Annotated in this window: 2 protein-coding genes; both read right to left on the bottom strand. The window is 48.4% G+C overall.

Translation table 11 applies throughout. The features are described 5' to 3' along the window. On the bottom strand, positions 1-179 hold a 179-nt coding region (locus R7040_RS24940), incomplete at its 3' end, for a DedA family protein (RefSeq protein ID WP_411978199.1). 198 nt (positions 180-377) lie between these two features. Continuing rightward, positions 378-1,015 (bottom strand): carbon-nitrogen hydrolase family protein (locus tag R7040_RS24935; protein WP_031830287.1); only part of this gene is annotated, 638 nt, incomplete at its 5' end.

Here is a 1,015-nt window from a genome sequence, read left to right as displayed (position 1 = left end):
ATAACCATACTCAGATTCATGACTTGTTCTGAGGCCAGAATTGACGCTGCGATCATCAAAGATTGCCCAGGCATGGGAATGCCAATACCTTCAAAAAAGATGCTGACAATAAGCGCAAGGTAGCCGTACTGCTCCAGCAGAGGCTTCATGGAGATGAGTAAAGCGTTAATGTGTTCCAAATGCTTTCCTCTAATAAAATCGGAAGGAAATGGGAGTGATACTCCTGTTGTTTTCTCTGGTCAATTCTTGTTTCTCATTCCCGAGAAAAACTGACATACCTCTGATAATTGTGTTTACCTGATGCGCTGTTGCGCTGGATTCCGCTCGCCGTTTGATTCGCGACGGCGAGCGGTCACTACCATGGCTTGGGTCTCAGGTTACTCTTTTGGTGTTGTGAACGCACCGTACAAATCGAGGCGTCGATGGCGCAAGTTCGTTACCGAGCCTTCGGTGTTGAGCTGTTTCAGCTTGGTTAAGTCAACATCGGCAAAGATGATCATTTCCGTATTCGCACTGGCTTCCGTCAATGTGGCGTCGTGGGGGAAATAAATGTCTGAAGGTGAGAACACCGCTGATTGAGCATATTGAATGTCCACGTTGTCCACGCGCGGTAAGTTGCCGACACTGCCGCCAATCGCTACATAACACTCGTTTTCGATCGCGCGAGATTGAGAACAGATCCGCACACGTTGATAGCCGTTTTTGGTATCGGTCCAGAATGGCACAAAGATAATTTGCGCGCCTTGCTCGGCGAGCATACGACCCAGCTCAGGGAACTCGCTGTCGTAACAAATCAGAATGCCGACCTTACCAGCATCGGTTTCGAACACTTGTACATTATCACCGCCATCAATTACCCAGTCTTTTTGTTCGTGTGGCGTGATGTGGATTTTGTACTGAGCGTTAATTTCCCCATCGCGTTGCAGTAAGTACGCAACGTTGTAGAGCTTGCCATCTTCGATGAGCGGCATACTGCCAGCAATGATGTTGATGTTGTAAGTGACCGCCATTTGCG

Source organism: Vibrio sp. 1069, assembly GCF_033340555.1.
The sequence above is the reverse complement of the archived record's forward strand: the minus strand, read 5'-3'. Positions and strand labels throughout refer to the sequence as shown.